Genomic DNA, 25,647 nt, shown 5'->3' with positions numbered 1-25,647 from the left:
AGATCGCGGATTCTAGGAGGGCTTGCATGACGCTTCGGCGCCGCCGGCCCCCGAAGAAGCCCGTAGTTGAGCCTTTACATGTCCGTGCATCCCGTCCCTCGTGTGTCCAGTCGTGTCGGCGTCGACGCCGGAGGCCCTGCGGCCGCGCCGCGTGTCGACGGGTTCAAGGCGTGGCCCCGTAGCCGGCGGCGGTGCCGGGCAGCGTGGACAGCCGTTGCAGGCGTTCGCGGTCGAGCACGACCATCTCGAGGTTGCGGCGCTCGACCAGCGAGCGCTGCGCCAGCACGCGGTCGTCCATGCGCAGCTGGCCCTCGACGAAGAAGAAGTCGCTGGTGAAGGCGGTGCGCTCGGCGCTGAGCGCCGGCTCCTGCGGCACGAAGGGCTTGAGGTCCTCGAAGCTCCGGAAGGGCTTGACCTGGCGCTGGCGCACGATGCGGTCCGCCGAGCCGGTGTCGGTGAACAGCACCGCGGCGAGCACCTCGCGCGGCGCGGTGTTCACGTTGACCGGGGTGCGCTTGGGCAGGATCACCACCAGCGTGCTCAGGCGCCGGATCTGCTCCTCGTTCAGGCCGAGCCAGCGCAGCTGCGCCAGCCGCGTGGGCAGCAGCGGCACCTCGCCGGACGGCGCGCTGGCGGGCACCGCCGCGTAGTTCATGCTGAGCCGCAGTTGCTCGACCAGGTTGGTGCTCAGCCCGGCGGCCTGGAAGAGTTGGGCCGCGGCGCGCACCTCCTCGGGCTTGTTGTCAACCAGGTTGCGCAGGTTGAAGCGCGATTGCGCGTCCTCGATGTGGCCGGACAGAAAGGCGTCCGGCCCGGCGTCGGCGGAGTTGTTCTCGTCCTGCGACAGGAAGCTGGACAGGCGCGCCTCGGCCAGCGGCACCGACCAGACCTCGGTGAGGTCGTCCGAGGCCGGCTTGCCGTCGCGCGCGTTCATGTTGTTGCGCTTGTCCTCGCGCAGGATCAGCCGCGCCCAGTCCAGCGCGCCCTGCAGCACCCAGTCCGCCTGGGCGCGGCCGCGGTCGGCGGCTTCGATCTGGATGCTGCGCGCCTGCCGCCACAGCATCGCGGCCGACAGCGTCGTCACCAGCACCACGATCAGCAGCGCGGTCAGCAGCGCGGCGCCGCGAGGCGGTTGTGCCGGACGCGATGGGGAACGGGGCCTGCTCATGAACCGTTGCTTTCCACCGCGACCTCGCGGACCAGTTCGCCGCGATAGCCGCTGCCCTCGCCGAACTGCAGCCGCATGCGCACGCCCTGCGGCACGGCCACGCGCTGCTTCGGCGCATTCGGGCCGGTCGGCGACGAGGCGGCCGGGTCCTGCGGCACCAGCTCGCCGCTGGACTGCGCGTTGGACCAGGCGTTGCCGCGGAAGAAGAACATCTGCCAGCCGAGCACGCCGTCCAGGCCCGGCATCGCGCGCAGTTCCTCGGCGCTGAGCTGCTGGCTGCGGAACCAGGCGTCCTGCAGGTCGTCCCGGTTCACCACCGGCGCCGATTCCCAGCGCGACAGCCGGCCATCCCGCAACTGCCACGCCACCAGCTGCAGGCCGGTCTCGCGGCGGCGCGTCATGCGCAGCGTCGCGCCGTCGAAGGCCAGCGCCGACGGCACCACGCCGCTGTCCTGCACCTCGCGCAGGTCCAGTTCCCACTGCCGCATCAGCGTCTGCAGTGTCTCGGCGCGCTCCATCGCGGCCTCGTTGTGCTCGCGGCTGATGGTCAGCGCGCTCACCGCGCGCCAGGCCATCACCGACATCACCGCCATCACGACCAGCGCGACCACGACCTCGATCAGCGTGAACCCGCGCGCCGCGCGCCGGAGGGAGGAACCGCCCGGGCGCCGCATCAGTTGCGCCCCACGATGGTGGTCAGGGTCAGCAGCGGGCGGTCGCGGTCGTCGAAGACCTGCGCCTCGACGCGCCGGAAATTGGGATTGGGGGTCGAGCGGACCGCCAGTTTGACGTTGAAGTCCCGACCCATCTGCGTGCAGCTGGCGCTGTTGTCGCCGACGCCGGGGAAGGTCTTGGTCAGGCGCATCTCGGTCAGCTCGTTCTCGGCGCACCACTGCGCCAGCGAGTTGATGGCGAGCCGGTCCGAATTCGAGGTCATCGCGCCCGCGGCCCGCAGGCCGGCCGCCAGGCACAGCGCGACGATGGTCAGCGCCACCAGGACCTCGATGAGGGTGAAGCCGGCGGCACGCGACGCGCGCCCGAGGGCGCCGCTCATGCGCCTCCCTTCGTGATCGCGAAGGGACGCAGGCCGTCCGTGGCAAGGGTGATCCGGTGATCGCCGCGGATCAGCGTGACGCGCTGCGCGCCGATGAGCGGCTCCGGTCCCAGGCGCAGCGTGCGGCCGTTGGCGGCGGCGCCCTGGATCTCGACGATGGGCGTGTCGCCCAGCCAGGGGCGCTCCAGGCCCAGTCGCCTGACCAGCGGGGCGGGCAGGCCGGTGAGGTGGTAGCGGCCGCCATCGTTGCCCGCGTCCGGCACCCAGCGCACGTCCAGCGACGCGGCGCGGGCCTCGGCCCGGGCGGTCTCGAGCACCGAGGCCAGCTGCAGCGCCTCGCGCTCGAGCTGCACGTCGGCGCGGTCCCGCACGGCGACCGCGACGGTCGCGCTGGCGATCGCCACGATGGTGATCGCCACCATCAGCTCGATCAGCGTGAAGCCGCGCTGGGACGGACGGCCGGACGGACGCGCGCGCACGGCTCGGAGCGGTCGATGAAGGAGCGGGACGGTGGGGAGGTGGAACGCGCGGCGGGCCGTGCGCTCACTCCCAGGAGCCGACGTCGGCGTCGTTGCCTTCGCCGCCGGGCTTGCCGTCCGCGCCCAGGCTGTAGACGTCGACCTCGCCCTTCAGGCCGGGGTTGTCATACTGGTACGCATTGCCCCAGGGGTCCTTGGGCAGCTTCTCGATGTAGACCTTCCAGTTGGGCGCGGCCGGGCCGTTGGTCGGCTTGGCCACCAGGGCGCTCAGGCCCTGCTCGCCGCTCGGGTAGCGGCCGTTGTCCATCTTGTAGAGCTTGAGCGCCTGCATCAGCGTGTTCACGTCGGACCGGGCCGCGGTGCGGCGGGCTTCGGAGACGTGGTTCATCACCGCGGGAACGACCACCGCGCCCATGACGGCGACGATGGTGATGGCGACGATCAGTTCGATCAGCGTGAAGCCGCGCGCGCGGCGCGGAGACAGGGGTCGGCGCATGGTGTGGCAATCCTCGCGGAGCCGCCCTCGGCGGCTCATCGCGCTGCATCATAATCGTCGGATGCATGCACGATGGTTAAGCTTCGTCGTCTGGGCGCTGCTGGCGGCCAGCCTCGCGTATTGGGCGCTGATGCTCATGGCCAACGGCCCCCAGGCGCCGGCGATGACGCGCCCCGCGATCGCCGACGGCGCGCCGGCCGACTGGACCCGCCTGTTCACCGCCGCCAAGGCCGCGGAAGCGCCGGTCGAAGCCGCTTCCTCGCGCTACCAGCTGCTGGGCGTCGTGGCGCCCTCGATGAATGCCCGCCATCCGGGCGAGGGCGTCGCGCTGATTGCCGTCGCCGGCGGCCTGCCCAAGCCGGTGCGCGTGGGGCAGGTCGTCGACGGCGACCTCAAGCTGATCGAGATCAACCGGCGGGATGTCGGGCTCGGCGCGGGGGACGCGGTCTCGGTGAGATTGAGCCTCGCGCCGGGCGCCGGCGGCGCCGAAGCCGTGCCTGGCCAGATGCTGCCGGGTCAACTGCCGCCGGGCGCGATGCCGCCGCCGCAGTTCGGCGCCCACCCGGGGCAGCCTCAGACCGGCGGACCGGGGCCCGAAGGCATCGTGCCGCCGACGGCCATCGGCGGGGCCTTGCCTCAGCCGGTACCGGGCGACGGAAGCGCCAACCCGACCAAGTAGGACGGGACACCGGCGGCTGCCGGGGTCAGTACTTGCTGCCCAGGGTCGATCGACCGGCGCCCGAGGGCAGGGCGCCCGGCGCGCTCGAACCGGTCTCGCGCAGGTCGGACGGCCGGCTGTGGATCGAGCCTTCGGGCAGGTCCTGCACTTCCGTCAGCAGCGCCGCCGCGCAGCGCACCAGCGGCCAGGCCAGCGTCGCACCGGTGCCATCGCCGCATTCCATGCCCAGTTCGAGCAGCGCCGCGGCGTGGAAGAGCTGCAGCGCCTCGTCCAGGCCGCGATGGGTGGTGCTGCGGCAGAAGACGGCGTAGTCGGTCACCGGCGGGGCGATCATCGAGGCCACCTTCAGCGCCGCGCAAGCCGGAATGCCGTCGACCAGGATCAGTTGGCGCTTGGAGGCCGCGACCAGCATCGCGCCGACCATGACCGCCAGTTCGAAACCGCCGAACGCCGCCAGCACCGCCATCGGCTCCTGCACGTCGCGGTGACGCGTCTGCGCGCCCTGCAGCACCAGCATCAAGTGGGACAGCTCCTCGTGCGGCATGTCCGGGCCGGTGATGACGAAGTCCTGCACCGGCATGTCCATCAGGCGGGACAGCACCAGCGCCGAGGCCTCCAGCGATCCCTGCCCCAGGCCCGCGCACGCGATCACGTTGCCGGCCAGGTTGTCGGAGATCTCCATGCCGACGCGCACGCCCGCATGGGCCTGGTCCAGCGTCATCGCCGGGCCGGCGCGCGAATTGCGGGTGCCGTGCGCGATCTTGCGTGCGAGCAGCCGCTGCTGCGGGCTCAGCGGTTCGGCGATGCCGCAGTCGACGACCGTGACATGCATGCCCTGGTTGCGCGCGAAGACGGTGGCGGGCAACCGGTGCTGCAGCGCGAGCAGCGCCTGCTCGCGCGTGCTGCGGCCGTTGGGCAATGCGATGCCGTCGACGGCCAGGCCGTGGTCGGCGGCGAAGAGCACCAGCGTCGGATCACGGAACTTGGGCGTCTGCGTGGCCTGGATCAGGCCCAGCCGCACCGCGAGCGGCTCGAGTTCGCCCAGGCGGCCGGCCAGCGCACAGCGGCGCTCGAGGCGCTGGCGCAGGGCGCGCTCCAGTTCCGGATTGGCCGTCGGCGAGATGAGGGACTGATGAATCGACATGGGGACCGCCATTCTCGTGCCGCGTCGCGGGGCGGCCATCGGCAATTGCCCAGCCGCGCCGCGCCTGCCCCCTGTCCGTGGGGCAGCGGGTGGCGTTGAGCCATCACCGCCGCGAGCCGAGCGCCCGGTCGATCACGGCCGCTTCACGCGCGAGCCGATCAGCGCAGGAAGAGGCGGTAGACCGGGTTGTCGGTTTCCTCGGTGTACGGATAGTTCAGCTGGTCGAGGAAGGTCTTGAACGCCTTGCCGTCGCCCTTGGGCACCTGCAGGCCGACGAGGATGCGGCCGTAGTCGGCACCCTGGTTGCGGTAATGGAAGAGGCTGATGTTCCAGTCCGGGCTCATGCTGGACAGGAAACGCATCAGCGCGCCGGGCCGCTCGGGGAAGATGAAGCGGAACAGGCGCTCGTTCTCGGCCAGCTCGGTCCGGCCGCCGACCATGTGGCGCACATGTTGTTTCGCCAGTTCGTCGTCGGTGAGGTCGACCGTCGGGAAGCGGTGCTTCTCGAAGCTGCGGGCCAGCTTGTCGGCTTCCTCGCGCTTGGCGATGGAGACGCCAACGAACACGTGCGCCTCGTTCCGGTCCGAGATGCGGTAGTTGAACTCGGTGACGCTGCGGCCACCGACCAGTTCGCAGAACCGGCGGAAGCTGCCGCGCTCCTCGGGGATGGTGACGGCGAACAGCGCCTCGCGCTCCTCGCCGACCTCGGCGCGCTCGGCCACGAAGCGCAGCCGGTCGAAGTTCATGTTCGCGCCGCAGGTGATGGCGATGTAGGTTTCGCCCTTGGTCCCGTGCTGCGCCGCGTACTGCTTGATCGCGGCGACGCCCAGACCGCCGGCCGGCTCCAGGATGCTGCGCGTGTCGACGAAGACGTCCTTGATCGCGGCGCAGACGGCGTCGGTGTCGACCAGCACGTAGTCGTCGACCAGCTCGCGGCAGATGCGGAAGGTTTCCTCGCCCACCAGCTTCACCGCGGTGCCGTCGGAAAACAGCCCGACGTCGCTGAGCGCGACGCGCTTGCCGGCGCGCACCGAACGCACCATCGCGTCGGAATCCTTGGTCTGGACGCCGATGATCTTGATCTCCGGCCGCACTGCCTTGATGTAGGCCGACACGCCGGCGATCAGGCCGCCACCGCCGATGGCCACGAAGATGGCGTCGATGGGTCCCGGGTGCTGGCGCAGCAGCTCCATCGCGATGGTGCCCTGGCCGGCGATGACGTCGGGGTCGTCGAAGGGATGGACGAAGCTCAGGCCTTGCTCGCGCTCCAGTTCGAGCGCGTGGCCGTAGGCGTCGGTGAAGGATTCGCCAGCCAGCACTACCTCGCCGCCCAGGGCCTGGACGGCGTCGATCTTGACCTTGGGCGTGGTCACCGGCATCACGATCACGGCCCGGCAGCCGAGTTTCTTCGCGGACAGGGCCACGCCCTGCGCGTGATTCCCGGCGGACGCGCAAATCACCCCCCGGGCCAATTGCCCAGGCGCGAGATTTGCCATCTTGTTATAGGCGCCCCGCAGTTTGAAGCTGAATACCGGCTGCTGATCCTCACGTTTCAGCCAGACCTTGTTGCCGATGCGCTTGGAGAGATTGCGGGCGGCGTCGAGGGAGGTTTCCTGCGCGACCTCATACACCTTCGCGTTAAGAATCCGTTGCAGATAACTCTGATCCGCGGGGAGTAACGCCGGGTGCTGCGCCGCTGGGCGCTTCGAAGCGGTCTTGCGCGATGCGCGGCGGGTGCCGGCCATGGAATTCCCTCCAGTTCCCCTTGACCGCGCGGGACGCGCCGACCATCGGGCGGACGATGATAGCGAGGGTTTGTCCGGGGCGCGGCGGCTCGCCAGCGGTGCGGCGCGGGCGCGCTTTCGCGATTGGAGGAGCAAGCCTTGCGGCTGGGAGGGGCTCCCAAGGGACGAAAAAAAGCCCGAGGCTTGTGGCCTCGGGCTGAATCCACCATGGAGGCGGTGGAGGAGACAATCGGTGCGGGGCAGACCCCACGAGTGGGGTAGCGCTGTCGCATGCCTAGAATTCTAGGGCGATGCATGTTGCGCTGCAATATTTTTCGAGGGCTTCGACCATGGAGTCGGGCCTCTAAATGCGCAAAATCACCGCCAGAGTCGATCGCTGCAACACGGCGGGGATCGAAAAAATGGGGTCAGGGTGCCGAAGGCGCCCGACCTGGCCCATCGAACCAAGGAACGACGAATGGAATGCACGATCAACTGGATGGGCGCCGATGGCATGAGCTTCATCGCGGAAACCGGCAGCGGCCACATGATCAACATGGACGGCTCTCCGGACGGCGGTGGCCGCAATCTGGCGCCGAGGCCGATGGAAACGGTGCTGGCCGGGACGGGAGGCTGCACCGCCTATGACGTCGTGCTGATCCTGAAGCGCGGCCGCCACGACGTGCGGGGATGCCAGGTCAAGCTGAGCGCCGATCGCGCCGAGTCGGATCCCAAGGTGTTCACCAAGATCCACATGCACTTCGTCGTCACCGGCAAGGGGCTGCCCGAAGGGGCGGTCGAACGTGCCGTCCAGCTGTCCCACGAGAAATACTGCTCCGCCAGCATCATGCTGGCGAAGACGGCGGAAATCACGACATCGGTGGAGATCGTCGAGGCGTGAGCCGCAGGAGGAGCGCCTCGAGCGCCCTTGCTCCCGCCCTCTCTACTACTCTCTACTATCTAGAGAGGCGCGTCAAAGGTGGTGGGCGGTCCGCGTCATCACCTTGGCGGCCATGCGCATCAGGCCCCGCACCGGGCGCGGCAGGTCGATGCCGCCGCGGTCACGCGCCTCTTCGGCGTGGCGCGCCTCCTCTTCCTTCATCCGCGCAACGATCGCCCGGGAACTGCGGTCGCCGTCCGGCAGGCGTTCCAGGTGGCTGGCGAGGTGGGCTTCCACCTGCCGTTCGGTCTCGATGACGAAGCCCAGGCTGACCTTGTCTCCGACCAACCCCGCGACCGTCCCGATCGCGAAAGCGCCGCCGTACCAGAGCGGATTCAGCAGGCTGGGTCGATCATTGAGCGCGCGCAGTCGGTCCGCACACCAGGCGAGATGGTCGATCTCCTCCTGGGCGGCGTGCTGGAGATGCTCCCGAAGTTGCTCGTCGCGGGTGCTCAGCGCCTGGGCGCGATAGAGCGCCTGGGCGCAGACCTCGCCGACATGGTTGACCCGCATCAGCGAAGCCGACAACCGGCGCTGACCTTCGTCGAGCGGCTCGTCGGCGGCGGTCGCCTGCGGCGCCGGGCGCGACATCGGCGCGACGCCCACCAGCGTCTTCAGGCTTTGGTCCAGCGTGGATATCCACGCGTCCATGCGGGTGAAACTGCGCGCCGGGTGTCGGGTCTGAAATTGCATCGTGAGCGCATACCGTGGCAAATGAGCCTTCAGTTTAGAAGGGCAGCGTCAAGCGATTCCCCGGCGCTGTCTGATCCTTTGTGCGAATGCGTGATGACACATTTTTTTAACCTCATACGCGTTGCTTCGGACCAACGAAATCAGGACTTTTACGGGGTGGCTGCTGGTCAGGCGGGATCGGACCTGTTGCAATACACCACAGCTTCATTGCAGGAGCTTGGTTTGCGGACGATCTACCGACCGCGACCTCATTGAAGATCTAGGAGTCTCTAATGAAGAAATCTCTCGTCGCGCTGGCTGTGCTGGCTGGTTTCGCCGGTGCCGCTGCCGCTCAATCGTCCGTCACCCTGTTCGGCGTGATCGACGTCGCAGCCCGTTACACGAAGGCCAACGGCCAGGACACGAAGCAGCTGTCGAACGACGGCAGCAGCTCCAGCCGTATCGGCGTCCGTGGCGTCGAGGACCTGGGTGGCGGCCTGAAGGCCGGCTTCTGGCTGGAAGGCGCCCTGGCTGCCGACACCGGCACCGCCGACAGCTCGCGCTTCTGGGGCCGTCGCGCCTCGGTGAGCCTGATGGGCGACTTCGGTGAAGTTCGTCTGGGCCGTGGCAAGACCTCGACCCGCCTGGTCGTCGATGACTTCGACGTCTACACCACGACCGGTCTGGGCGACGTGACCCGCACGTACACGACCTTCGGCCTGAACAGCGCCACCGTCACGAACTACGACACGAACAACCGTGCCGACAACCTCGTGCAGTACTTCCTGCCGAGCGATCTGGGCGGCGTGTACGGCTCGTTCGACGTGGCCGCTGGTGAAGGCGCCCAAGGCAAGAAGATGTACGGCGGCCGTCTGGGCTACAAGGTTGCGGACCTGAACGTTGCAGCCGGCTACCAGACCACCGACGTTCTGCTGTCGAAGGTCAAGCAACTGTCGCTGGGCGGCAGCTATGACTTCAAGGTCGTGAAGATCTCGGCCCTGTGGACCCAGTTGAAGTACGCTTCGTACAAGCAAAACGTGTACACCGTCGGCGCCGTGGTGCCGGTGACGGCCGCTGGCTCGTTGACCGCCCAGTACACGAAGGCTGAGACGAACAACGCCGCTGACCGCGCCGCCGCCGTTGGCCTGCATGGCGACGCCCAAGCGTTCACGATCGGCTACCAGCACAACCTGTCCAAGCGCACCGCGCTGTACACGACGGCTTCGATCATCGACAACGACAACTCGAACTTCCGCGTTGCCAACAACGCCGTTGCCGCGGCTACTGGCGGCAAGTCGGGCGGCCTGGACGTCGGTATCAAGCACAGCTTCTGATCCCCCGGATCAGCGCGCTGCGCAACGAAAGCCGCCCCTCGGGGCGGCTTTTTTTCGTCTGTGCCGTCCCTCCTGTACCCGGGCGCGGGGCCAGGCCTTGCGTCCGGTGATCAAGCTCTGTCGCCGCAACGCACCGTTGTTGATTTTGTGAATAGTGATCGCGGGTTTTCCCTCTGTCTGGTCGTCACAAACTTGACAGGGTTTGCTCGCGTGGGCGATGTGCAACACAGCGCGTCTCCGTTTGAAGGCTTCGCTGAGAATCAATCACGGCGACCAAACCAAATCAAAGGAGACATCACATGAAGAAAGCCGCCTTGGCGCTGAGCATCCTGGCAGCCAGCACCAGCGCCGCCTGGGCCCAGTCGAGCGTCACGCTCTACGGCATCGTGGACGTCGGTCTGCGCTGGACCAGCAATGCGAACGTGGGATCTTCCGAGAAGCAGGTGATCCCCGGCGGCATGTCGCAGAGCCGCCTCGGGGTGAACGTCACCGAGGACATGGGTGGTGGCCTGAAGGCGATCGCCAACCTGGAACACCGTCTGAACTCCGACACGGGCACCGTCGCCGCAGCGGACTTCTGGCGCCAGTCGTGGGTGGGCATCCAGTCGAGCGATTTCGGCCGCCTCACCCTGGGTCGCCAATACAACATCCTGTTCGACATCTACACGTCGACCTACGCCTCGTTCAAGTACTCGCCCTACATCGAGGCTTACAAGCCCGAGATCGGCCTGTCCATGGGCGCCCGTCAGGACAACATGGTGAAGTACCTGTTCGAGACCGGCCCGGTGCGCGGCGAAATCCAGGTCTCGGCCGGTGAAGGTAACTCGCAGAACAAGTCCTACGGCGGCATGCTGCGCTACTCGCAGGGCCCGATCGCCTTCGGCGGCGCGTACCTGCAGGTCGAAGACACCCTCGGCAAGAAGGTCAAGGGTTACACCGCGGGCGGCGGCTACACGGCCGGTCCCTGGTACGTCAACCTGTCCTGGGCGACCAACAAGTTCGATCGGGGCGGCCTGCTCGGCGCGGCCTACACCTCGGGCCTGCTGGGCAACGTGCTGAATGCGGCGGCGAACGATGTGCGCAAGCGCGACATGATCTCCGTCGGCGCGACCTATCAGCTGACTCCGCAGCTGAACCTGGGCGGCCACTACTGGTACGCGACGCAAACGCACTACAGTGCAGCGCTCGCCAACACGAAGAGCAAGGGCCACTACCTGGCTTTCGTGGCGGACTACGCCTTCTCCAAGCGCACCGACGCCTATGTCGAGCTGGACTACACCAAGCATGACGGTGCGGTCCGCTTCGCCAACGGCGCCGAAAAGCGCGGCGGCGCCATCGTCGGCATGCGCCATCGCTTCTGATCCTGGCATGCGGGCGCGCGCCGCGCTCGCTGGCCGCTTGCAAAACCGCCTTCGGGCGGTTTTTTCGTTGGTGCGCGCCGATGGGACGACGTCGCGTTCATGCTGCGTTAAGGAGTAACCCACTTGCCGGGCGCAGGACGCTCCTCGATGATCGTTGACTTCTGAAGCGTCTTGCCTCCGGGGTCAGGTCGTGCCAGGGCAGGCCACGAGCCGACTCGCCCAAGCCGTCGCCGGAGGCCATCGTCCATGCTGGTTTTCATTCTTCGCCGCCTGGCGCAGGCCGTTGTCGTCATGCTGACGGTGGCCTTCATCGCCTTCATGCTGTTCCAGTACGTCGGCGATCCGGTCAACAACCTGCTCGGACAGGACGCTACGCCGGAGCAGCGCGAGCAACTGCGCAAGGACCTGGGCCTCGATCAATCCTTCGCCGTGCAGTTCGCGCATTTCGCCGGCAATGCGGTGCAGGGCGAGTTCGGCGTGAGCCTGAAGCAGGGCCGCAAGGTCTCGGCGCTGATTGCCGAGCGGTTCCCCGCGACGCTCGAGCTGTCCGCCACGGCTGCGGTGATCGCACTGGTGTTCGGCATCCCGCTGGGCGTCTACGCCGCGCTGCGGCGCGGCAGCTTCGGCTCGCAGGTGCTGATGACGCTGTCGCTGCTGGGCGTGGCCCTGCCGACCTTCCTCATCGGCATCCTGCTGATCCTGATCTTCGCGGTGCAACTGGCCTGGTTGCCAAGCTACGGCCGGGGCGAGGTCGTCATGTTCGGCGCCTGGAGCACCGGGCTGCTGACGACCGATGGCCTGCGCCACCTGTTGCTGCCGGGCATCACGCTGGCGGTGTTCCAGCTGACGCTCATCATGCGCATCGTGCGCGCCGAGATGCTGGAAGTGCTGCGCGCCGACTACATCAAGTTCGCGCGGGCCCGCGGCCTGAGCGACCGCACCATCTACTTCGGTCATGCGCTGAAGAACACGTTGGTGCCGGTGATCACGATCACCGGGCTGCAGCTGGGATCGCTGATTGCCTTTGCGATCATTACCGAGACCGTGTTTCAATGGCCCGGCATGGGCCTGCTGTTCATCCAGGCGGTGCAGTTTGCCGACATCCCGGTGATGGCGGCCTATCTGTGCCTGATCTCGCTGATCTTCGTCGTGATCAACCTTGTCGTCGATCTGCTGTACTTCGCCGTCGATCCGCGCTTGCGCGTGAGCGGCGGCGCGCATTGACATGAACGCTCCGGAGCACCTGACCGCCACCGCGGCGGGCACCTACCAGCGGCTGTTCGAGGCGCGCGGCGAGCTCGTGGCCTTGCGCCGCGAGCTGCACACGATGCCGGAACTCGGCTTCGAGGAGCACCGCACGGCGGCCCGCATCGTGCAGGCGCTCAAGGCCTGTGGCGTCGACGAGATCCACCAGGGCCTGGGCCGCACCGGCATCGTCGCGACCATCCATGGCCAGCCGGTGCCCGGCGCGGCGCCCGATGCGAAGCCGCGCCTCTTCGGCCTGCGCGCCGACATGGACGCGCTGCCGCTGCGCGAGCAGAACGACTTCGCCTGGCGCTCGTCGACACCCGGCCTGATGCATGCCTGCGGGCACGACGGCCACTGCGCGATGCTGGTCGGCACGGCGCGCTACCTGGCGCAGACCCGGCGCTTCGCAGGCACCGCGGTGCTGGTGTTCCAGCCCGGCGAGGAGGGCTACGGCGGCGCGCGCGAGATGATCGCCGACGGTCTGTTCGAGCGCTTCCCGGTCGAGGCCATCTATGCGATGCACAACTGGCCGCATCTGCCGCCGGGCAAGATCGGCCTGAACCGCGGCGCGATGATGGCCGCGGCGGATCGGGTGACCATCACCATCCAGGGCCGCGGCGGCCATGGCGCGCATCCGCACCTGAGCGTCGATCCGGTGCTGATCGCCGGCCACGTGATCACCGCGGTGCAAAGCCTCGTGTCGCGCAACATCGCGCCGATCGAGCAGGCGGTGGTCAGCCTGTGCTCGATGCAGGCCGGCGAATCGAGCGCCTTCAGCGTGATCCCCGAGATGGCCCAGATCACCGGCACGGTCCGCAGCTTCAAGCCCGAGGTGCAGCAACTGCTCGAGGAGCGCATGACGCGGCTGGTCGAATCGGTGGCGCTGGGTTTCGGCGCGAGCGCGAAGGTCGACTACCAACGCCTGTATCCCGCCACCATCAACAGCGCGGCCGAAGCCGACTTCGCCGTGCGTGTGGCCCAGTCGCTGGTCGGTGCCGAGAACGTCGACGACAAGCTGGTGCCGAGCATGGGCTCCGAGGACTTCGCCTTCATGCTGCAGGCCCGGCCCGGCGCCTACCTGCGACTGGGGCAGGGCGGTCCTTGCGGTCTGCACCAGCCGCGCTACGACTTCAACGACGAGATCCTGCCGCTGGGCTCCGCGCTGTTCGCGGCGCTGGTGGAGCAGGGCCTGCCTCTCCCGCCGCATTGAGCGGACGCCGCGCGTTCCGCTCGCCATCGATCCGACAGCCCGCTGCCCGCATTCCCGAATGACCGCCTCACTTCCCCCTTCGCCGGCCTCCGGCGCGCCGGCCGCCCGGCCACCCAACGCGCTCAGCCGCTTCTTGGACGGCGACGTCTGGCACTCCTTCACCCACTCGCCGACGGCGATGGTCGCCGCCTTCGTCGCCCTGTGCTGCGTGGTCTGCGCGCTCTTCGCGACCTGGATCGCGCCGCACGATCCCTTCGACCTGTCCGCGCTGGAGCTGATGGACTCGCGCCTGCCGCCGGCCTGGATCGAGGGCGGTTCCAGCAAGTACCTTCTGGGAACTGACGACCAGGGCCGCGACCTGCTCTCCGCGATCATGTACGGCGCCCGCATCTCGCTGCTGGTGGGCGTGGCGTCGGTGATCCTGTCGATGATCATCGGCGTCGGGCTGGGACTGCTGGCCGGCTTCGTCGGTGGCAAGGTCGACGCCTTCATCATGCGCATCTGCGACGTGATGCTGTCCTTCCCGTCCATCCTGATCGCGCTGCTGATCGACGGCATCGGCCGCGTGGTCTTCAAGGACGCGCACGACACGCTGGCCTTCGCCGTGCTGATCCTGGCGATCGCGCTGACCGGCTGGGTGCAGTACGCGCGCACGGTGCGGGGCTCGACGCTGGTCGAGCGCAACAAGGAATACGTGCAGGCCGCGCGCGTGATCGGCGTCAAGCCGCTGGCCATCATGTGGCGGCACGTGCTGCCCAACGTCACCGGGCCGGTGCTGGTGCTGGCGACGCTGCAGGTGGCGTCCGCGATCCTGACCGAGGCGACGCTGTCCTTCCTCGGCGTCGGCGTGCCGCCGACCAGTCCGTCGCTGGGCACGCTGATCCGCATCGGCAACGACTTCCTGTTCTCCGGCGAATGGTGGATCACCATCTGGCCGAGCGCGATGCTGGTGTTGATCGCGCTGTCGGTGAACCTGCTCGGCGATTGGCTGCGCGACGCGCTCAATCCCCGCCTGCGCTGATGCTTCGATGGACGTTCCCATGACCGCAGCTCTCCTGCAAGTCCGCCACCTGCGCGTGGAATTTCCGACCCGCCGCGGCACGCTGCTGGCGCTGGACGACGTGTCCTTCGACATCGCGCCGGGCGAGGTGCTCGGCGTCGTCGGCGAGTCCGGCGCCGGGAAGTCGCTGACCGGCTCCGCGATCATCGGTTTGCTCGAACCGCCCGGGCGCATCGCCGGCGGCGAGATCCTCCTCGAGGGCAAGCGCATCGACAACCTGCCCGCCGACCAGATGCGGCGCATCCGAGGGCGACAGATCGGCGCGATCTTCCAGGACCCGCTCACTTCGCTGAACCCGCTGTACACCGTGGGTCGCCAGTTGGTGGAGACCATCACGACCCACCTGGGGCTGACGGCCAAACAGGCACGCGCCCGCGCGATCGAGTTGCTGGCCGCGACCGGCATTCCGGCGCCCGAGGCTCGGGTGGACCAGTACCCGCACCAGTTCTCCGGCGGCATGCGGCAGCGCGTGGTGATCGCCCTGGCGCTGGCGGCGGATCCGAAGCTGATCGTGGCGGACGAGCCGACGACCGCGCTGGACGTGTCCATCCAGGCGCAGATCATCGCCTTGCTCAAGCGGGTATGCCGCGAGCAGGGCGCGGCGGTGATGCTGGTCACCCACGACATGGGCGTCATCGCCGAGACCTGCGATCGCGTGGCGGTGATGTACGCCGGGCGCGTGGCCGAGATCGGTCCGGTGCAGGAGGTGATCCATCGCCCCGGCCATCCCTACACCTCGGGCCTGATGGGCTCGATCCCGGCGATGGACGAGGACCGCGAGCGGCTGGTGCAGATCGACGGCGCGATGCCTCGCCTCAATGCGATCCCGACCGGCTGTGCCTTCCATCCGCGCTGCCCGAAAGCCTTCGATCGCTGCCATCAGCAGCGCCCTGAACTGATGAAGGCCGCCGCCACCGACGCGGCCTGCTGGCTGCACGCGGCTGACCTGGCCACCGTGCAGGGAGGTGTTGCATGACCGTGATGACGGAGACGTCCCACTTGATGGATGCCAATGCGGCGGCGACGACGCCCGGTACCGCGCTTGTCGAGGTGCGCGAGCTGGCCAAGACCTTCGACGTGTCGGCCCCGTGGCTGAACCGCGTGGTCGAGCGCAAGCCGCGGCAGTTCGTGCATGCGGTGGACGGCGTCAGCTTCACGATCGAAAAAGGCCGCACGCTCGCACTGGTCGGCGAGTCCGGATGCGGCAAGAGCACCGTCGCCCGCCTGCTGGTGGGCCTGTACACCCCGACCCAGGGCGAAGTGCGCTTCGACGGCGAGGACATCGCGACCACGCTGAAAGGCCCGAAGGCACTGGCCTTGCGACGCCGGATGCAGATGATCTTCCAGGACCCCTATGCGAGCCTGAACCCGCGCTGGAAAGTGCAGGACATCGTCGCGGAGCCGCTGCGCGAGCACGGCCTGGTACGCGATGCCGATGGACTCAAACGCCGCGTCGGCGAGTTGCTGCAGTCCGTAGGCCTCTCGCCAGCCGACGCGGAGAAGTTCCCGCATCAGTTCTCCGGCGGGCAGCGGCAACGCATCTCGATCGCCCGGGCACTGGCCACGGAACCAGAGTTCCTCGTCTGCGACGAGCCCACCTCGGCGCTCGACGTCTCAGTCCAGGCGCAAGTCCTCAACATCATGAAAGACCTGCAGCGCAAGCAGGGACTGACCTACCTCTTCATCTCCCACAATCTCGCCGTGGTACGGCATGTCGCAGACCAGGTCGGCGTCATGTACCTCGGGCGGCTGGTTGAACAGGCAGACAAGCGCGCACTGTTCGCCACGCCGCGCCATCCGTATACCCGCATGCTGCTGGACGCGATTCCCGACATCCACATGTCAGGACGGGCGCGGACACCCGTTCAGGGAGAAGTGCCGAATCCGCTCAATCCCCCCAGCGGGTGCAGCTTCCATCCGCGGTGCCCGCATGCGAATGCGCGCTGCAGTGCGGAGCGGCCCAAGCTGCTGGCACTCAACAGCGTTCGGGTCGCTTGCCATGCGGTGGAGGAGGGGAGGATCTGATGACCGGGGCCTACTTCGGCTGGTGAGCGGCGTGGGCAGGGCCGGGGCCGGCGACTCCCGTCGTGCCTCAGGCGCTCAACTCCCGCCGCTCGCCTGCGGCTCGCTTTGGTCAGACAGAACGCGCCCAGTCAGTCTGGACGGCACGACTTCGTCGCCGGCCCCGGCCCTGCCCACGAAGTGAGAACGAGGACTTCGGTGAGGACGGCGAGGACTTCGAGAGGGTGTGGGCGGGGCGGGGTGAGATGGCGTCAGTTCGGGGCGCTGGCGGCCGAGGCGGCTGGCTGCGCGGGAGCGGCGGCGGCCGCGGGCGGGTGCTTGGCGTGCTGGGGGAGCTGCAGCGGGCGCTTCTGGCCGCAGGCCGTGAGGGCCAGCGCGGCGCACAACATCAAGGTCGTCAGGGCCTTGGAGGCGCCACGACGAGCGGGCCGGCAGGCTGCGCCTACACTTCGCGTCTTCACGTTCTTCATGGGCTCGCAGTCTAGCGAGTCCGCCTCCCGCTGCACATGACCGCTACCCCGCTGACCGACGCCGAATACGACGCACGCACCGACGCCGTGCTGGCCAGCATCGAATCCACGATCGACGCCTGGCTCGACGACGACGTCATCGACGTCGACCAGCATCGGACCGGCGGACTTCTGGAACTGCAGTTCCCGGATCGCAGCAAGATCGTCGTGAACACGCAGCCACCGCTGCACGAGCTCTGGCTCGCGTCGCGTCGCGGCGGCTACCACTTCAAATTCGTCGACGGCCACTGGCGCGATACCAAGGACGGCCAGGAATTCTTCGCCCGGCTGTCCGAGGAAGCCTCCCACCACGGCGCCAAGGCGCTGAAGTTCATCGGCGTCTGATTGCCCACCTCGGGATGCCTGCGCCGCAAGGCCCGGCATGAGCACAGCATGAAAAAGGCGCCCCGCGGGGCGCCTTCGCATTTGGGGGCGGCCAGGCCGCTCAGCGCTTGAAGAGGTCGAGGATGCTCTTCTTCTCTTCCTCGGTGCCGGACGTCGGCACATGCTCCTCGTTGCCAAGCGCCTTCACCCCGTTGTTGTTGGTGAACTCGTCGTAGAACCACTCGCCATTGACGTTGACCACCCCTTCGGGTGGCTGGATCTCCTGCACCGGGGTGTTGCGCAACGCGTACTGCATGAACTCGATCCACACCGGCAGCGCGAGACCGCCGCCGGTCTCGCGGTCGCCCAGCTTGCGAGGCTGGTCGTAGCCGATCCAGACGACCGAGACGAGGTCCGGCTGGAAGCCCGCGAACCAGGCGTCCATCGAATCATTGGTGGTGCCGGTCTTGCCGTAGATGTCGGGCCGCTTGAGCGTGGCCTGCGTGCGTGCCGCCGTCCCGCTGCGCGCCACCTCCTGCAGCAGGCTGTCCATCAGGAAGGCGTTGCGCGGCTCGATTGCGCGCTGCGAATCCTCGAAGGGCTTCGCTTGCTGCTGATACAGCACGCGTCCGGCGTGGTCGGTGATGCGCTGCACCAGTTGCGGCGCGATCCGGTAGCCGCCGTTGGCGAACACTGAATACGCCTGCGCCATCTGCATCGGCGTCACCGAGCCGGCGCCCAGTGCCATCGTGAGGTAGGCCGGGTGCTTGTCCGCATCGAAACCGAAGCGCGTGATCCAGTCCTGCGCGTACTTGACGCCCACCGACTGCAGCACCCGGATCGACACCATGTTCTTGGACTTCGCCAACGCTCGCCGCAGCGGCATCGGGCCATCGAACTGGCCGTCGTAGTTCTTCGGCTCCCAAGGCTGGCTGCCCGTGGTCGTGGCGTCGAAGAACAGCGGGCCGTCATTGACGATGGTGGCGCCGTTGAAGCCCTTTTCCAGCGCCGCCGAATAGATGAACGGCTTGAAGCTCGAGCCGGGTTGTCGCCACGCCTGCGTGACGTGGTTGAACTTGTTCTTGTTGTAGTCGAAGCCACCCACCAGCGCGCGCACGCTGCCGTCCTTCGGACTGAGCGCCACCATCGCGCCTTCGACTTCCGGCAACTGGGTGATCGTCCACTCGTCCTTGTTGTTCTTGACCAGCTTGATCACACGGATCACTGCGCCGCGTCGGATGCGCGTCTTGGGATTGCCCTTCTCGGACAGGCCGGAGGTCGCCGGCTTGAGGCCATCGCCGGTGATCGTCACCGACTCACCGCTCTGCAGCGCCGCCACGACCTGCTTGGGGCTGGCTTCCAGCACCACGGCCGCCAGCAACTCGTCATTGGCGGGGTGGTCGGAAAGCGCCTCGGCAATCCGGGTGTCCAACTCCTTGGGGTCGGCCGGCAGGTCCACGTAAGCCTCGGGACCGCGATACACCTGCCGCCGCTCGTAATCCATGATCCCGCGGCGCAGCGCCCGGTAGGCGCGCTCCTGTTCGTCGGCGTGCAGCGTCAGGTAGACGTTCAGGCCGCGGGTGTAGGCCTCGTCGCCGTATTGGCTGAAGATCAGTTGGCGCGCCAGCTCGGCCACGTACTCGGCGTGGCTGGCCGCTTCCTGCGGCGGGCGGATGCGCAGCTTTTCAGCCTTCGCCTGGGCGTGCTGCTCGGGCGTGATGAAGCCCATTTCCAGCATCCGGTCGATGATGTATTGCTGGCGCAACACTGCCCGGCGCGGATTGTTGATCGGGTTGTAAGCAGATGGTGCTTTCGGCAACCCGGCCAGCATCGCGGCCTCGGCGATGGACAGATCCTTGAGCGGCTTGCCGAAATAGACCTCGCTGGCCGCCGCGAACCCGTAGGCCCGGTGTCCCAGGAAGATCTGGTTCATGTAGATCTCGAGGATCTTCTCCTTGGGCAGCGCGCTCTCGATCTTCAGCGCCAGCAGGATCTCGTAGATCTTGCGGGTGAAGGTCTTCTCGGTGGAGAGATAGAAGTTGCGGGCCACCTGCATCGTGATGGTGGACGCCCCCTGGCTCTTGGACTCGCTGACGTTGGCCAGGCCGGCACGGATCACGCCCAGGTAATCCACGCCACCGTGCTGGTAGAAGCGCGCGTCCTCGATGGCCAGGATCGCGTCCTGCATCACCTTGGGGATCTCGCGGATGTCGGAGTAGCTGCGGCGCTCCTCGCCGTACTCGGCCAGCAACTGACCCTCGCTGGAGAGCACGCGCAGCGGGAGCTTGGGGCGGTAGTCCGTCAGCCCGCTGATGTCGGGCAGTTGCGGATAGGCAATCGCCAGGGCCATGCCCACCAGCAGCACCACCGCGCCCGCGCCGGCCAGGATCAGCCCGACCAGCCATCCCAGCGCTCGAACGAACCAGGGACGCCGGGCTTTGTCTCCCCCCTTGGCCTTCTTGCGGGGGGAGTCGCCCTTGTCTGGCTTGGAAGCGGCGCCCTTGCCGGCATCGGAGGGGGCGTCGAAGGAGGGTTCGTTGTCGGAGGAATGCTTCGAGGGCATGGGCCGGAGTGTGCAATCTTGCGTGCCTGGCCGCGCCCTATCAGGGCCTCTACGGGTGACGATGCGGGCCGCGAGCGGCGATTATAGGAACGGCCTCGGAGCCGGCCCGACGCGTCCCGGACCACCACCCTTGACTGTTACAGGAGTTGTCGGGACTTTCGCGGACACTGCGCGGCTGCCTTTTCCTCCCCGCGAGACATCCCTCACAAGGTGGTCGAAAGGGGAATTGGGCAAAGCGGAAATCTGCCGCGAAACCGTACGGAATGGGGTGTCGAAAGCGCATTTTTCGACGCTTTACCACCCCTCGGTGGCGTGTATGTTACGCAACGCTGCGTTACTTGCTGTGACCGCTTTGCCTTGGGCTGACAAAGGCTTTGCTGATAGCATTCAAGTAACTTATTAACAAACCGGCGCATGAGCGGCGCGTTGGGGGAACGCATCATGGGGCTGTTGGATCTACTGCGCGGACGTGCGCATCCACCCATGATTGGCCTGGACATCTCATCGTCCAGTGTCAAGCTTGTGGAATTGAGTCAAAACTCGAGTGGCGAATACGTTTTGGAACGTTTCGCGACCGAGCCATTTGAAAAGGGCTGGATTACCGACGGCCAGATCGAGAAATTCGACGAGGTCGCGGACGCGGTTCGGCGGGTGGTCACCCGAAGCGGCAGCCGTACGCGGCAGGCCGCGCTGGCGATGCCGCAGAGCTCGGTGATCACCAAGAAGATCATGCTTCCCGCGGGGCTCCGCGAGGAAGAACTCGAGCTGCAGGTCGAGGCCGAAGCCAACCAGTACATCCCGTTCTCGCTGGACGAGGTGTCGCTGGACTTCTGCGTCATCGGCCCCAGCCCCACGTCGGTGGGCGACGTCGAGGTGCTGATCGCCGCGTCCCGCAAGGACCGCGTGCAGGATCGGCAGGCGCTCGCGGAGGCCGCCGGCCTCAAGCCCGTCGTGCTGGACATCGAGTCGCATGCTTCCCGCATGGCGGTGGGTCGGCTGGTCGAGACGCTGCCCAACGAGGGCAAGGACGCGCTCGTCGCGCTGTTCGAGATCGGCGCCGACACCACCTCGCTGAAGGTGCTGCGCGACGACGAAATGCTCTACGACCGTGACCAAGCCTTCGGCGGTTCGCAGCTGACGCAGCTGATCTCGCGCCAGTACGGCTTCTCGTTCGAGGAGGCCGAGCAGAAGAAGCTCAGCGGCGAAATGCCTGATGACTATGAGCCCCAGGTGCTGACGCCGTTCGTCGATTCCCTGTCCCAGGAGATCGGCCGGGCGCTGCAGTACTTCTTCACCAGCACCCCGCACCACAAGGTCCACTACGTGATGCTGGCCGGCGGCACCGCCACGCTGCCGGGCCTGAAGGAACGGGTGACCGAACTGACCGGCTTTGCCTGCATGGTGGTGAACCCGTTCGAGAACATGGTGCTCGGGTCCGCGGTGCGCGAGTCCAAGCTGCGCCGTGAAGCCCCTGCGTACCTGACGGCCTGCGGCCTCGCCATGCGGAGGTTCTTTCAGTGATTCTGATCAACCTGCTCCCGCACCGCGAGGAGAAGCGCAAGCGCCGCAAGGCCGCGTTCTTCGTCGGGCTGGGAATGTCCTTCGTCGTCGGTCTGCTGATCGCCGCGTTCATCTACCTGCTGCTGCAGCAACTGACCGCCGCCCAGGCGGAGCGCAATGACTATCTGAAGGCCGAGATCACCAAGCTCGACACGCAGATCAAGGACATCGCGACGCTGCGCGCCGAGATCGAGGCACTGCGTGCCCGCCAGCGCGCGGTGGAAAACCTGCAAAGCGATCGCAACACGCCGGTCCACCTGCTCAACGAGCTGGCCCAGTTCACGCCGGAAGGGGTGTTCCTGCAGTCGGTGCGTCAGACCAACAAGGTCGTCGTGATCGCCGGCGTGGCGGCGTCCAATGAGCGCGTGTCCGAGATGCTGCGCAATCTCAGCCGTGCTGAATGGGTCGAAGCTCCGGATCTCGTCGAGATCAAGGCCGCGCCGGTGAACCCGCGCGATCCCCGCCGCCTCTACGATTTCTCGATCAAGGTCGGCATCAAGAGCGCGAATCCCGAAGCCGCCGCGGGCGCGGCCAGCGGCGCCGGCGCTGCGCCGAAGAAGTCGTGAGGACCCCATGGCAACGTTGAAAAACCTGGACCTCAACGCCTGGTTCGCGGACTTCTCCAGCCAGTTCCAGAACCTGAACATGCAGGAGCCCGGCCAGTGGCCGCCGGCGCCGCGTTACGTGTCGTTCATCGTGGTGGCGCTGCTCACCGTCGTGCTGAGCTGGTTCGCGGTGCTGTCGGATGAGCAGTCGGCGCTCGACGCCGAGCGCGAGAAGGAACCGCAGCTCAAGGAAGACTTCAACAGCAAGCTGACGCAGGCCGTGAACCTGCCGGAGTTGCGCAAGCAGAAGAGCCAGGTCGAGGAGTACGTCCTGCAGCTCGAGAAGCAGCTGCCCGGCAAGGCCGAGATGGATGCGCTGCTGTCGGACATCAACCAGGCGGGCCTGGGCCGCGGGCTCCAGTTCGAGCTGTTCCGCCCGGGCGGCATCGTCATGCGCGACTACTACGCCGAGCAGCCGATCGCGATCAAGGTGACGGGTCGCTATCACGACATCGGTTCGTTCACCGCGGACGTGTCCAACCTGTCCCGGATCGTGACGCTGCACGACATGTCGATCCTCGCGCCCGGAGCGACCGGCGGACAGAACGCGCCGCCGCGCACCGACACCAACGCGACCCTGACGATGGAAGCCACCGCGCGGACCTATCGCTACCTCGACCCCAACGAGGTCGCGGAGCAGAAGAAGGCTGCGGCGGCCGCGGAGAAGAAGAAATGATGCGCCTCGTTCGCTCTTCCGACCGCACGCGAGGCCTGCTGGGTCTCGTCCTGGTCGGTGCCGCCCTGGCGGGCTGCTCCGCTGGAACCGACGAACTGCAGCAGTGGATGGACGAGCAGCGCCAGCAGACGCGCCCGACCGTCAAGCCGCTGACGCCGCCCAAGACCTTCCAGCCGCAGCGCTATGAGGCGCTGGCGGTGGTCGACCCCTTCAGCACCCAGAAGCTGACGGTCGCGCTGCGGCGCGAGGCGGCGCAGCCCAGCTCGCTGCTGGCGGCCGAGATGAAGCGCCGTCGCGAGCCGCTGGAAGCCTTCCCGCTGGACAGCATGGCCATGGTCGGCAGCGTCTCGCGCGAGGGTCGTCCTTACGCACTGCTGCGGGTCGACAACCTGCTGTATCAAGCCCGGGTCGGTGACTACCTGGGCCAGAACTTCGGCCGCATCACCAAGATCAGCGAGACCGAAATCACGTTGCGAGAAGTCGTCCAGGACGCTGCGGGCGAATGGATTGAACGCACCAGTACTCTCCAGCTTCAGGAGCAGGGACGATGAAGAACACTGTTGTGGAGAACGCTTCGATGAGCGTCCAGACGAGGGAACGAGCCGGGCGCGCCAAGCGCTGGCAAGCATTGGCCTGCGCGATGAGCCTGGCGGTGCTGATGCCGGTGCAGGCCTGGGCCCAGAACATGATCCGGTCGATCAGTTCGACCCAGCAGGGCGGCGCCGACATCGTGCGCATCGAGCTCGCGAAACCCCTGACCGAACTGCCGCGCGGCTTCGCCGTGCAAGCGCCGCCGCGCATCGCGCTGGACCTGCCGGGCGTTTCCAACGGCATGGGCCGCAATGCGGTCGAGATCAACTCCGGCAACATGCGTTCCGCCAATGTGGCGCAAGCGGGCGATCGCAGCCGCGTCGTGCTGAACCTGCGTCAGGCGAGCACCTACCGCGCGCAGCTGCAGGACAACTCGCTGCTGATCTTCCTGGACGCCGCGCCGTCGGCCGCGACGGTCGCCGCCGCGGGCCCCGCCACGGCGACCACCGAGCCGGTGCATTTCGCGCCGAGCCAGAACTCGACCACGCAGGCGCTGCAGGACATCGACTTTCGTCGCGGCAATGATGGCGCGGGCCGCGTCGTGGTGAACCTGCCGAGCAGCCAGGTCGGCGTGGACATCCAGCAGCAAGGCCAGAACCTGGTGGTCGAGTTCCTGCGCAGCGCGCTGCCGGAACGCCTGCGCCGCAAGCTGGATGTGACCGATTTCGGCACGCCGGTGCAGACGGTGACGGCAACCCAGCAGGGTGACCGCGTGCGCCTGGTCGTCACGCCCAAGGGCGTGTGGGAGCACAGCGCCTACCAGAGCGACAACCAGTTCGTGCTGGAAGTGCGGCCGCAGAAGGTCGACCCGAACAAGCTGACGCAAGGCCCGGGCTACAGCGGCGACAAGCTGAGCCTGAACTTCCAGAACATCGATGTGCGCGCGCTGCTGCAGGTCATCGCCGACTTCACCAACTTCAACGTGGTGACCAGCGACACCGTCACCGGCAACGTGACCCTGCGACTCAAGGACGTGCCTTGGGACCAGGCGCTGGACATCATCCTGCAGGCCAAGGGCCTGGGACTGCGCAAGTCCGGCAACGTGCTGTGGATCGCCCCGAAGGAAGAGCTGGCCAACAAGGAGAAGGCCGAGCTCGAGGCCAAGCAGGCCGTGGCCCAGCTGGAACCGCTGCGCACGCAGTCCTTCCAGATGAACTACACCAAGGCCGAGGAAGTGGCCAAGGGCCTGACCGGGCAGAACAACCAGGGCGGCAGCAGCAGCGCGAACGCGTCGCGCATCCTGTCGCCGCGTGGCAGCGTGATCTGGGAGACCCGCACGAACCAGCTGTTCGTCAGCGACATCCCGTCCAAGCTGGAAGAGATCCAGGCGCTGATCGCCAAGATCGACGTGCCGGTGCGTCAGGTGCTGATCGAGGCCCGCATCGTCGAGGCCGACGACAAGTTCGGCCGTGCGCTGGGTGTGAAGCTGGGCGCCTCGGACCTGCGGGGCCGCCAGGGCGGCATCCCGGGCTACAACGTCGGTGGCAGCAACTACGTGACGATTGGCGGCAATTACTCCGCGGTCGGATCGCAGACCAACCAGCAGACGAGCTACAACTACAACGACTCGCAGTTCGTCAACCTGCCGGCGAATGTCTCGGGTGACGCCTTCGGTGGTGCGACGGCGGCCAACTTCGCGCTGTCGCTGTTCAGCGCCACGGCGAACCGGTTCCTGAACCTGGAAATCTCCGCGCTGGAGGCTGATGGCCGCGGCAAGGTGGTGTCGAGCCCGCGCGTTGTGACTGCGGACCAGACCAAGGCGCTGATCGAGCAGGGCGAGGAGATCCCGTACCAGCAGTCAACGTCCAGTGGCGCGACTTCGATCACCTTCAAGAAGGCCGTGCTGAAGCTGGAAGTCACGCCGCAGATCACGCCGGAAGGGAACGTCATCCTGACGGTGGACGTGAACAAGGACAGCCGCGGCACGCTGACCCCCCAAGGCTACGCGATCAACAACAAGCATGTGCAGACGCTGGTGCTGGTGGAGAACGGCGGCACGGTGGTGATCGGCGGCATCTACACGCAGGAAGACCTCGAGACCGAGAACAAGGTCCCGTACCTGGGCGATATCCCGCTGCTGGGCAACCTGTTCAAGAACAAGTCGCGCAGCTCGGCGAAGACGGAACTGCTGATCTTCATCACGCCGAAGGTGGTGAGCGATCGCGTCACGGCCACGCGCTGATCGCGGCGGCGCCTCGGGCGCCGCTTCGCTGCAACGGCCGTCATGA

Annotated in this window: 25 protein-coding genes; 15 read left to right on the top strand and 10 right to left on the bottom strand. The window is 67.3% G+C overall.

The features are described 5' to 3' along the window. Positions 1–163: 163 nt before the first annotated feature. From gspK to gspG, 5 genes are all read right to left on the bottom strand, one after another. Positions 164–1,168, bottom strand: a complete 1,005-nt coding sequence (gspK, locus tag FHT38_RS19110; RefSeq protein ID WP_091727298.1) for a type II secretion system minor pseudopilin GspK — start codon at positions 1,166–1,168, stop codon at positions 164–166. Continuing rightward, positions 1,165–1,842, bottom strand: coding sequence for a prepilin-type N-terminal cleavage/methylation domain-containing protein (locus FHT38_RS19105; RefSeq protein ID WP_183492899.1), 678 nt, complete (start codon positions 1,840–1,842; stop codon positions 1,165–1,167). Before FHT38_RS19105 ends, gspK begins: the two co-directional genes overlap by 4 nt. Continuing rightward, positions 1,842–2,222, bottom strand: a complete 381-nt coding sequence (gspI, locus tag FHT38_RS19100) for a type II secretion system minor pseudopilin GspI (protein ID WP_183492898.1) — start codon at positions 2,220–2,222, stop codon at positions 1,842–1,844. Before gspI ends, FHT38_RS19105 begins: the two co-directional genes overlap by 1 nt. Further along, a complete protein-coding gene (locus tag FHT38_RS19095; protein WP_310737402.1) occupies positions 2,219–2,701 on the bottom strand; it encodes a prepilin-type N-terminal cleavage/methylation domain-containing protein in 483 nt (160 codons plus the stop codon). The genes gspI and FHT38_RS19095 overlap by 4 nt, the downstream gene beginning before the upstream one ends. 64 nt (positions 2,702–2,765) lie before the next feature. Continuing rightward, positions 2,766–3,197 carry a type II secretion system major pseudopilin GspG gene (gspG, locus tag FHT38_RS19090; RefSeq protein WP_255488857.1) on the bottom strand — a complete coding sequence of 144 codons (432 nt, stop codon included), beginning with the start codon at positions 3,195–3,197 and terminating at the stop codon, positions 2,766–2,768. Between the two features lie 61 nt (positions 3,198–3,258). Between gspG and FHT38_RS19085 the strand changes: the two genes are divergently transcribed. After that, a complete protein-coding gene (locus FHT38_RS19085) occupies positions 3,259–3,876 on the top strand; it encodes a hypothetical protein (RefSeq protein WP_183492896.1) in 618 nt (205 codons plus the stop codon). 25 nt (positions 3,877–3,901) lie between these two features. Here FHT38_RS19085 and FHT38_RS19080 read toward each other — a convergent pair whose 3' ends face one another. Beyond that, entirely contained in the window at positions 3,902–5,020 is a 1,119-nt protein-coding gene (locus FHT38_RS19080; RefSeq protein ID WP_091727278.1) for a nicotinate-nucleotide--dimethylbenzimidazole phosphoribosyltransferase, read from the bottom strand. Positions 5,021–5,178: 158 nt separating this feature from the next. Continuing rightward, on the bottom strand, positions 5,179–6,765 hold the full coding sequence (gene ilvA / locus FHT38_RS19075; protein WP_183492895.1) for a threonine ammonia-lyase, biosynthetic: 1,587 nt from the start codon (positions 6,763–6,765) through the stop codon (positions 5,179–5,181). A gap of 457 nt (positions 6,766–7,222) precedes the next feature. Here ilvA and FHT38_RS19070 point away from each other — a divergent pair, with 457 nt between their 5' ends. After that, on the top strand, positions 7,223–7,645 hold the full coding sequence (locus tag FHT38_RS19070; RefSeq protein ID WP_091727272.1) for an OsmC family protein: 423 nt from the start codon (positions 7,223–7,225) through the stop codon (positions 7,643–7,645). 72 nt (positions 7,646–7,717) lie between these two features. Here FHT38_RS19070 and coq7 read toward each other — a convergent pair whose 3' ends face one another. Further along, positions 7,718–8,335 (bottom strand): 2-polyprenyl-3-methyl-6-methoxy-1,4-benzoquinone monooxygenase, encoded by a 618-nt coding sequence (gene coq7, locus FHT38_RS19065; RefSeq protein ID WP_183493598.1) that lies wholly within the window; start codon positions 8,333–8,335, stop codon positions 7,718–7,720. A gap of 314 nt (positions 8,336–8,649) precedes the next feature. On the opposite strand from coq7, the gene FHT38_RS19060 reads away from it, so the two are divergent. The 7 genes from FHT38_RS19060 (at position 8,650) to FHT38_RS19030 (ending at position 16,594) form a co-directional block, all read left to right on the top strand. Further along, positions 8,650–9,690, top strand: coding sequence for a porin (locus tag FHT38_RS19060; RefSeq protein ID WP_183492894.1), 1,041 nt, complete (start codon positions 8,650–8,652; stop codon positions 9,688–9,690). 299 nt (positions 9,691–9,989) lie between these two features. Further along, positions 9,990–11,051: a porin gene (locus tag FHT38_RS19055; RefSeq protein ID WP_091727259.1), complete on the top strand. Its 1,062-nt coding sequence runs from the start codon at positions 9,990–9,992 to the stop codon at positions 11,049–11,051. Between the two features lie 246 nt (positions 11,052–11,297). Continuing rightward, positions 11,298–12,275: an ABC transporter permease gene (locus tag FHT38_RS19050; RefSeq protein WP_091727255.1), complete on the top strand. Its 978-nt coding sequence runs from the start codon at positions 11,298–11,300 to the stop codon at positions 12,273–12,275. Position 12,276: 1 nt separating this feature from the next. Continuing rightward, positions 12,277–13,509 carry a M20 aminoacylase family protein gene (locus tag FHT38_RS19045; protein WP_147239790.1) on the top strand — a complete coding sequence of 411 codons (1,233 nt, stop codon included), beginning with the start codon at positions 12,277–12,279 and terminating at the stop codon, positions 13,507–13,509. 58 nt (positions 13,510–13,567) lie between these two features. Further along, the gene (locus tag FHT38_RS19040; protein ID WP_091727247.1) at positions 13,568–14,530 is read left to right on the top strand and encodes an ABC transporter permease; all 963 of its coding nucleotides are present in this window, start codon (positions 13,568–13,570) and stop codon (positions 14,528–14,530) included. 19 nt (positions 14,531–14,549) lie between these two features. Continuing rightward, a complete protein-coding gene (locus FHT38_RS19035) occupies positions 14,550–15,545 on the top strand; it encodes an ABC transporter ATP-binding protein (RefSeq protein ID WP_147239789.1) in 996 nt (331 codons plus the stop codon). Between the two features lie 26 nt (positions 15,546–15,571). Next, on the top strand, positions 15,572–16,594 hold the full coding sequence (locus tag FHT38_RS19030) for an ABC transporter ATP-binding protein (RefSeq protein ID WP_183493597.1): 1,023 nt from the start codon (positions 15,572–15,574) through the stop codon (positions 16,592–16,594). Positions 16,595–16,842: 248 nt separating this feature from the next. Here the strand turns inward: FHT38_RS19030 and FHT38_RS25460 are convergent, their stop codons facing one another. Beyond that, positions 16,843–16,980: an LPS translocon maturation chaperone LptM gene (locus FHT38_RS25460; protein ID WP_147239798.1), complete on the bottom strand. Its 138-nt coding sequence runs from the start codon at positions 16,978–16,980 to the stop codon at positions 16,843–16,845. A 117-nt stretch (positions 16,981–17,097) separates the two neighbouring features. On the opposite strand from FHT38_RS25460, the gene cyaY reads away from it, so the two are divergent. Next, positions 17,098–17,445: an iron donor protein CyaY gene (gene cyaY / locus FHT38_RS19025; RefSeq protein ID WP_404932647.1), complete on the top strand. Its 348-nt coding sequence runs from the start codon at positions 17,098–17,100 to the stop codon at positions 17,443–17,445. A gap of 100 nt (positions 17,446–17,545) precedes the next feature. Here cyaY and FHT38_RS19020 read toward each other — a convergent pair whose 3' ends face one another. Beyond that, positions 17,546–19,987 (bottom strand): penicillin-binding protein 1A, encoded by a 2,442-nt coding sequence (locus FHT38_RS19020; RefSeq protein ID WP_183492893.1) that lies wholly within the window; start codon positions 19,985–19,987, stop codon positions 17,546–17,548. Between the two features lie 441 nt (positions 19,988–20,428). On the opposite strand from FHT38_RS19020, the gene FHT38_RS19015 reads away from it, so the two are divergent. From FHT38_RS19015 to pilQ, 5 genes are read left to right on the top strand one after another with little or no spacing between them, the layout of a single operon-like run. Continuing rightward, positions 20,429–21,508, top strand: a complete 1,080-nt coding sequence (locus FHT38_RS19015; RefSeq protein ID WP_091731533.1) for a pilus assembly protein PilM — start codon at positions 20,429–20,431, stop codon at positions 21,506–21,508. Then, on the top strand, positions 21,505–22,113 hold the full coding sequence (locus FHT38_RS19010) for a PilN domain-containing protein (protein WP_183492892.1): 609 nt from the start codon (positions 21,505–21,507) through the stop codon (positions 22,111–22,113). The genes FHT38_RS19015 and FHT38_RS19010 overlap by 4 nt, the downstream gene beginning before the upstream one ends. Positions 22,114–22,120: 7 nt before the next feature. Beyond that, positions 22,121–22,828 (top strand): type 4a pilus biogenesis protein PilO, encoded by a 708-nt coding sequence (locus tag FHT38_RS19005; protein WP_183492891.1) that lies wholly within the window; start codon positions 22,121–22,123, stop codon positions 22,826–22,828. Then, on the top strand, positions 22,828–23,379 hold the full coding sequence (locus tag FHT38_RS19000; protein ID WP_147239785.1) for a pilus assembly protein PilP: 552 nt from the start codon (positions 22,828–22,830) through the stop codon (positions 23,377–23,379). Before FHT38_RS19005 ends, FHT38_RS19000 begins: the two co-directional genes overlap by 1 nt. Before the next feature lie 26 nt (positions 23,380–23,405). After that, positions 23,406–25,601 (top strand): type IV pilus secretin PilQ, encoded by a 2,196-nt coding sequence (gene pilQ / locus FHT38_RS18995; protein ID WP_183493596.1) that lies wholly within the window; start codon positions 23,406–23,408, stop codon positions 25,599–25,601. Positions 25,602–25,647 lie beyond the last annotated feature (46 nt).

The sequence above is a fragment of the Mitsuaria sp. BK041 genome (assembly GCF_014193085.1).
GTDB lineage: Bacteria > Pseudomonadota > Gammaproteobacteria > Burkholderiales > Burkholderiaceae_C > Roseateles.
This window is presented reverse-complemented; position numbering and strand designations above follow the sequence as displayed.